Below are 7,182 nucleotides of genomic sequence, written 5' to 3' on the forward strand. Positions count from 1 at the left end.
CACCGCACCCCGTGACCAGTTCATCGCCCAGATGGTTGAGCAGATGCTCGACAACCCCCGACTGATCGGTGACCTGTCCCGAGCTGTCGCCACCGCCGCAGAGATCCACCTCGCCCGGCTGGAGCTGGGAGCGATGGACGACGGGATCGAATCGTGAGCAGCGGCGTACCCGGTCATAGCGCAAAAGATCCCCCGATGGCCGAGCAGATCGCGCCCGACGTTGCCGAGCTGCACGCGGAAGGGATGGGCAGGAACGAAATCGCCCGCGCCCTCGCTGTCTCCCCCGGCACGGTGTCGAACGCAGCCCGGATCGCTGGTGTCGAGTTCGACCGCAGCAGCACCGAGGTAGCGACCCGAACCCGCACCGAGCAACTAGCCGAGGACCGGGCCGACCTCGCCGCCATGTCCGCCGCAATCGCCCGCCGGGCAGGACGCCGACTGTTCATGGAACTAGGCGCAACCGTCCTCGACCCCGGCGCGGTAACCGCCCTCAACCGCACGTTTGGGACCGCCGTCGACAAGGCGATAGCCGCCGGCACCGCAGTCCCCGACGACTCCGATCAGGACGAGTACAGGGCCGCCCGCACGTGGCTCGAAGCCCTGCACGTGCAACTCGAAATGGCAGACCGCGGCCTACTCCCGACCGATGAACACGGGAACACGCTTCTCCAGTACGGACCCGACGACCCCAACCCCACGGAGGAACCATGACCACCTCGACCCCCGACACCACCACCACCGACGACGAGTACACCGAGCGCCGATTCTGGCGTGACCTCCTGGACAAGATCATGGCCGCGCTCGGTCGTGGCGAAGAGGTTGACGCCGAGGAACTGGCCGACGTTCGCAGCAAGGCCGAGGCCGAGACCGAAGTCGAGACCGCCCGCAAGACCGCCCATGAGCGCAAGCGTGAGCGCCGGGAGCAGGACGCCGCCGCTAAGAGGGCCGACGAGCTGGTGGCGCAGATGGATGCCGACGTGAGAGGCACCGTCGAAGCCGAGATCAACGCCGCGTGGGAGGCATACCTCGACGCCACCGAGGCCGCAGCAGCGACGTTGGCAGAGCACGCGGCACAGGTTGACGAGCTGGCGCGGGAGGTGCGCAAGGCCGGGGTGCCGACGGTGGACGGCATCACCCAGTCGAACCGGACCACCCGCATCACGGGGGATCGGATTGTGTCCGCTCCCGGTGGGCAGCCTGTCCCGACGTGGGGTGGCGTCACCTATGGTCGTCCGTCGGTTGAGGCTGACAAGCTCCCGCACCGCGCGGACCAGTCCGAGCGCCGCCGTCGCATTGAGCAGATGCGCGGGACGGTGTACTAACCCACAGACCCCCGGTGCCGCTCGCAGGTGTGGTGCCGGATGCCGAGCGCGGGGATTAGCGCCGGCAGCGACCCCCGACCCCTCACAGGGCCGGGGGTCGTCGTGCGTTTAGAGGCCGCGGAGTGCCTTGTATGCGCGCCGAACGCGGGCAGGCATGGCTTGATCTCGTGTCGTGCGGGTCCACCCGAGTCCGGCGACGAGACGTTCGCGGTCCCCGTGGGCAAGGAACGCTTGCCGCCCGTCGAAGTGGAGGACTGCCCCCATGTCGAGTTTCTCGATTTTCGATACCCGTACCGGGTATGCCGATCCGCTGACCTGTCATCTCTGCCACCTGACTTTCCGTAGAAGGTGCATCGTCACGTCGCTTGCTCTATCGGAGAGCTGGCGACGGTTCCCTTCCGCATCGGTGGCAGCCGATGTGCTCACGCTATCCCGAGAGTCGGACACTCGCACGATTCCCGACGATTCCCGACGATTCCCGGACGTTGCGCGGCGTTCCACAAACGAGTGTTTGTGCCATGGTTGCGCTGGTCTCGACGCCGCCCGCGTATCCGCAGGACACCACCGGTTCATATCTCAGGTACGAAATCAACGGTTCACTATTGACCATCGACACCGTTTGTGGAACGGTATCGGTATGACCACGAAGACCGACCCGATCAAGTTCCCCAACGGCGACTCCGCCCGCGTCGGCTACGCCCGCGTGTCGACTGCCGATCAGTCGCTCGACTCGCAGCTCGACGCCCTCCGGGATGCCGGGTGCGGTGTCGTGTTCACCGACCACGGTGTCAGTGGCACCACCACCACCCGCCCCGGTCTTGATGCCGCGCTCGCCCACCTCCGTCCGGGTGACGTGTTCACTGTCGTCCGGCTCGACCGACTGGGACGCACGACCAAGCACCTGATCGCCACGGTTGGAGCAGTTCGACACCGACGGCGTGCAGTTCGCCAGCCTCACCGAGGGCATCGACACCACCACCCCGGCTGGCCGGATGATGTTCACGGTCTTGTGTGCGGTTGCCCAGATGGAGCGCGACCTCATCGCCGAACGGACCCTCGCTGGTCTTGACGCCGCCCGCGCACGGGGCCGCAAGGGAGGCCGTAAGCCCTCGCTCACCCCTGCCCAGGTTGAACAGGTCCACCGGATGCGCCACGACCAGAACGCCACGCTGGAGGCGATAGCGGACACGTTCGACGTGTCCCGGTCCACGATCATCCGCGTCTTGTCCAAGCCCGCTACCGCAAAGGATGAAGCCAATGTCTGATCCGATCCCCGGCAACTACAACTCGTCCATGCGGGTGACTTCGCACCCCGTGCAGGACGGGCGCCAGCTCTCGCCCGAGGTCCGCGTGAGGGAGGGCAACGTCGAAGTGTTGTCGATGTCCCCCGCCGCCGCGCGTGCCATGGCCGCCGCGCTCACCGAGGCAGCCGACCACGCCGAGGGTGTCCAGTAGACAGGCACCCCGACACCGACACCCCTGCCGACACCCCAGACGGCAGGGGTTCGGCGTGTCGGCACTACACCCCGTGAACAGGGGCGGCACCCTATCGACATGCCCGACGACACCCGTCACGACACCCCGGCGCTACATGGCGATGACGACACCCCGACACCCGCCACCGACACCGGCACCGCCCGGTGGTCTGGAAACGCCCTCCGGTGGTCCGCAGCTCGAGCAGCGAAAGAGACCGGCGCGGCACGTTCGACCATCCTCGAGGCGCTGAAAAGTGGCCGACTCGAGGGGGCGAAAGACGATAACGGGCGCTGGCAGATCACACCCGAGGCATTGGGGGCGGCGGGGTTCACGCCGGGTAAGCCGACCCCGCCCGATCCGGTGCCCGTCCTCGAGGACCGGGACGAGCGCGACGACCTCGCACGGTTGCGTGTGGAGCTGACAGAGGCTCGAGCCGATGCCCGCGTGGCATCTGTCGAGCGGGACGCAGAGCGCCGGCTACGGGAGTCCGCGGAGCGTGAGCGCGACCTTTACCGCCGCATGATCGAGGCACCCCGAGAGACCGCCCCCATTGCCCCGCAGCCGCCCGAACAACCGCAACCCATGCCGACACCCCACCCCGTATCCGCCGAGCAGCCACGGGCAAACGTGGGCCGCTGGCGCAGAGCGTGGAACGTTGCGAGGTTCGGTTAGGCCGTCTTGCGAGGCATCGGGATCGTCGTGGACCGCCGTCCCCGCCCCGGTTGGGGAACCCCTGCCCGCTCCCGGTGCTCATGCAGCAGCCTGCCCACGGTGCCCGTCGAGCATCCGAGGTCGTCGGCAATCTCGCGGTACGTCGCACCGCCTGCCCGCAGTTCCGCAGCACGCTCACGACGAGCAGCCGCCCGCCCCTCGACAGACTCGCGGGGTTCTGCCCGCCACCGTCTGACATTCCGTTCAGACATGCCGAGACGTTCCGCAGCCTCGCGGGCAGTGAGCGGGCGTCCCTCCGCGTCGAACCGTGGCCGTGGATCAAGTGCGCTCATGCCCCGAACACCTCCGCGACTCGTGCCGACGTGGCCGCTCGACGGACCTTGCCAGACTTCCGGCCTTGCTCCCGGTGCCATTCTTGCTTGCTCATCGTGAGATTGCGCCGTGTCCACCGGGCGATGCTCGACGCCGTGGCCCGAACCTCCGAGAACGGCAACGGTCCACCTAGCGCGTCGTCAAAGGTGCTGTTGACCGCGTGGCAATGCTGCACAACGATCCGGTGCCATTCGTCCATCGGCATCGCGGGGTCGTGCAGGCCGTAGACCTCATGGCGTGCAGCGTCGAACATGCTGACGTTGCGACCGAGGCCCGACGACCGTTCAGGCTTGCGCGGGAGCTGGCGCGGCGTGTGGATCGTCCCCAGCTCGCGCAACGAGTACGCGCGGTCGGTGCCCCAGATAACGTCCGCGTCCGCGTGCAGTGGGTTCCGCGTGAGTAGGCCCGTATATGCCTGGTCGCCGTCGAGGGACCGCCGTAGCCCCTCCGTCACCCGAGCGAGGTAGCGCAGCGGATCGACCCTCCCCGCGTCCGTCCGACAGACAGGGGCCGAGAGCCACCACCCAACATGCCCGTGCCCCTTAGAACCCTCGACAACCCATGAGGGGACCGGATGGTCACTGGGGCGCTCAAAGGCCCGCAGGGACGGCATCTGGACGGTCTACGTCGATCACTACGGCAGCCACGAGCGCACGCGGGCTGGTCTCGACGTACTGCCGACGTAGGGCACGCTCCCGGCGCTCACGCCATGCACCGAGGTCGAGGTTGTCCGTCGCAAGCGGGTAGCGCGACAGGTAGCGGTCGCGCCACGTAATCGGGCGTGAGTACCGCGCCGCTTGCTGTTGCCATGCGTGCCAGACTCCCACGGGTGTCGTTCGTATTCGGGTAGGACACGAACTAAATCAGATAGTTCCGGTTCCCGTCCAACACCTGCGGGATATTCCTGGGGCCGGGGAGACTGCCCGCGCCGGGCGTCAACCCCTCCGCCGGGTGGTCCGCTACTGCCCGTGCTCCCGGTCTACAGCGGCTACTTCCGCAACTACTTACCGACGCCGACTGCCCTGCCACCGCTGGTGCGTCTTTCCCCTGCCGGTCTGATCGTTGCGAATCGTTGCGGATCGTTGCTGCAACGTTCGGTCATCGTGGCGCCACACAGTATGCACTAGCAGTGAGCCGGGTGTTCTTGCTGGTCACGCGATCGTGTTCCGTACCCCAAAACTCATTGCACAATCCACGCATGACGAACACAAACACCCCGGCGGGGTACTTGACGGTGGACGAGGTGGGCGTGCGTATCAACCGCCGCACCCGGTCTACGTGGGAGCGCATCCGCCTTGCTGGCGTCGAACGCTTCCGTGACCCGGCGACCGGTCGGACGCTCATCCGTGAGTGCGACCTTCCGCGACTCGTCGCCCCGGTGCCGATCCCGCGTGACGCGCCTAAACAGACCTCAAAAAGAGGAAATCCCCGCGCGCCTGGCCGGGCGTAAATCGCGGGGATTCCATTCAGAAGATGGCCCTAAGTGTACAGGGTCGGGAAGGGTGCGAAATGCCCCCCGAAGTGAACGCAATATCTATGGACGGCTACCGGCGACGACGTGATGCCGAACTCCGCTCCGAACCTCTCGCATCCGGTCGTCGTGACCCTGACGGACGCCCGCCGTTCGACCCCGACGGGCGTGCCTACCGTGCCGCGATTGCTCACCTTGAGCAGGTTCTCGCCACGCCTGGCACGCCGCCCGCCGTGGCGGCATCCCTCGCCGTCGTCCTCCACCACGAGGAGGCCGCGTGACCCTCGACGTATCCAACAACGCCGCAATATCCGGTCTATCCGGTTTCTCCGAGACCCCCCACGAGACCGGCTCACTGGTCCTGGACCGGCTCCGAGAGCACCTCGACCGCTACGTCTGCACGGTCACCGAGGGAGACCTCGACCTGTTGGCCCTATGGATCGCACACACGCACGTAGTGGCCGAGTGCTACACAACGCCGCGCCTGTTGATCGACTCCCCCATGCCGGGCAGCGGCAAGACCACCGTGCTCGAGCACATCAACGCGCTCGCGTTCATGCCGATGATGGCGGCCTCCCTGTCGTCGCCGGCCATGCTCGCCCGCGCCCTCGAGCACAAGCCGCGCACGATCCTCGTGGACGAGGCCGACCGCAGTCTCGACCAGTCGAAAGACGGTGTGGGAGACCTCATCGCCGTCATTAACTCCGGTTACAAGCGTGGCGGGCAGCGCCCGACCCTCGTGCCGAGCAAGGAAAACGGGTGGGAGCTGAAAGAGCTGTCCACGTTCGGTCCCGTGGCAATGGCTGGCAACAGCCCCAACCTGCCCGACGACACCCGGCAGCGGTGCATCCGCGTGCTGTTGTTCCCCGACCTGGACGAGACCGTCGAGGAATCCGACTGGGAGATGATCGAAGGGGACGTGTCCGCGCTCGCGGACCAGCTCGCCGCGTGGGCCGACGTGATCCGCGAAACGATCCGCACAACCCGCCCCGTCCTGCCCGAGGGGATCAAGGGCCGCAACCGTGAGAAGTGGGGGCCGCTAAAGCGTGTCGCCACCGTGGCCGGTGCTCACTGGCCGGCGGTCGTGGACCGGCTCGCGCTCGCAGACCTCGAGCAGCAGCAAGCCGACCGGGACGAAGGTCTCACCGTCGAGAACCGCATATCCGACTGTTGCGACACCTTGCCGAGGTCTGGCCCCTCGACGGTCACGGAGACGCCCGCGGATTCGTCCCCACCGAGGAACTGACCGCCCGCCTCGCAGGCGTGTTCCCCGAGGAATGGGGGCCGGGTTCACCGTTCGGTAAGCCGCTCACCCCGCAGCGCATGGGCCGGATGCTGTCCGGCAACTACCGAGTGATGACCAGCCGCCCCGACACCCGAGGTCCACGCGGGTACGCCCTCGCACACCTGCGAGTCACGTGGAGCCGCTTGCAGATCGCACCCCCTGGGGAAACCGGATCAACCGGATATGTCGGCTGAACCGGATCACCGCACCGCCCCCACCTGCGAAAAGAGGAAACCATGAGGATCACCCCTCCCGAGACCCCGCCCGCACCCGGTTCCCGCGCATCTGTGCTGCACGCCGAGCTTGCGACGCTCCGCGCCCTCCGCGACACCAACCCGCGACAGTTTTTCCACCGCCTCCAAAGCCTCCGCGATTGCGACGCTCACGCCCTCGTGGCCCTGGCCGTGGTCACCGAACGGTGGACGCCCGAGCAGCGCGCCGCCGTGATCGCCCGACCCGACCCCGACGACGACCCGAGGGACACCCCGGCGTTCCAACGGTTCTTGGCCGATGACCGCCGCCACAGCAAGGGGGCCGCAGCATGACCGACGACACCGCACCCCGTGACCAGTTCATCGCCCAGA

The 7,182-nt window shown here is 67.3% G+C and carries 9 protein-coding genes and 1 pseudogene; 8 read left to right on the forward strand and 2 right to left on the reverse strand.

Annotated features, from left to right (window positions below; genetic code table 11):
* The first annotated feature begins 195 nt into the window (after positions 1-195).
* The 6 genes and pseudogenes from G6024_RS00010 to G6024_RS00030 all read left to right on the forward strand — a co-directional run bounded on the left by G6024_RS00010 (position 196) and on the right by G6024_RS00030 (position 3,470).
* Positions 196-711, forward strand: coding sequence for a helix-turn-helix domain-containing protein (locus G6024_RS00010; protein ID WP_159147528.1), 516 nt, complete (start codon positions 196-198; stop codon positions 709-711).
* Positions 708-1,322, forward strand: coding sequence for a hypothetical protein (locus G6024_RS00015; protein WP_159147529.1), 615 nt, complete (start codon positions 708-710; stop codon positions 1,320-1,322). Before G6024_RS00010 ends, G6024_RS00015 begins: the two co-directional genes overlap by 4 nt.
* 637 nt (positions 1,323-1,959) lie before the next feature.
* Positions 1,960-2,175, forward strand: a pseudogene (locus G6024_RS16980) (recombinase family protein); the annotation flags it as partial.
* 61 nt (positions 2,176-2,236) lie between these two features.
* A complete protein-coding gene (locus G6024_RS16985) occupies positions 2,237-2,587 on the forward strand; it encodes a recombinase family protein (protein WP_338122121.1) in 351 nt (116 codons plus the stop codon).
* On the forward strand, positions 2,580-2,777 hold the full coding sequence (locus tag G6024_RS00025; RefSeq protein WP_159147530.1) for a hypothetical protein: 198 nt from the start codon (positions 2,580-2,582) through the stop codon (positions 2,775-2,777). Before G6024_RS16985 ends, G6024_RS00025 begins: the two co-directional genes overlap by 8 nt.
* Before the next feature lie 99 nt (positions 2,778-2,876).
* Entirely contained in the window at positions 2,877-3,470 is a 594-nt protein-coding gene (locus tag G6024_RS00030; RefSeq protein ID WP_159147531.1) for a hypothetical protein, read from the forward strand.
* On the opposite strand, the gene G6024_RS16990 is transcribed toward G6024_RS00030, so the two are convergent.
* Entirely contained in the window at positions 3,467-3,883 is a 417-nt protein-coding gene (locus tag G6024_RS16990) for a helix-turn-helix domain-containing protein (protein WP_338122122.1), read from the reverse strand. The two genes, G6024_RS00030 and G6024_RS16990, sit on opposite strands and share 4 nt — an antisense overlap.
* Positions 3,799-4,455, reverse strand: coding sequence for a replication initiation protein (locus tag G6024_RS00040; protein ID WP_159147533.1), 657 nt, complete (start codon positions 4,453-4,455; stop codon positions 3,799-3,801). The genes G6024_RS16990 and G6024_RS00040 overlap by 85 nt, the downstream gene beginning before the upstream one ends.
* Positions 4,456-5,590: 1,135 nt before the next feature.
* Here G6024_RS00040 and G6024_RS16995 point away from each other — a divergent pair.
* Together G6024_RS16995 and G6024_RS00055 are read left to right on the forward strand one after the other, a co-directional pair.
* Entirely contained in the window at positions 5,591-6,559 is a 969-nt protein-coding gene (locus tag G6024_RS16995; protein ID WP_159147534.1) for a DUF3631 domain-containing protein, read from the forward strand.
* A 275-nt stretch (positions 6,560-6,834) separates the two neighbouring features.
* On the forward strand, positions 6,835-7,143 hold the full coding sequence (locus G6024_RS00055; RefSeq protein ID WP_159147536.1) for a hypothetical protein: 309 nt from the start codon (positions 6,835-6,837) through the stop codon (positions 7,141-7,143).
* Positions 7,144-7,182: the final 39 nt, after the last annotated feature.

Origin of the sequence: Dietzia maris (genome assembly GCF_014144855.1) — a bacterium.
GTDB lineage: Bacteria > Actinomycetota > Actinomycetes > Mycobacteriales > Mycobacteriaceae > Dietzia > Dietzia kunjamensis.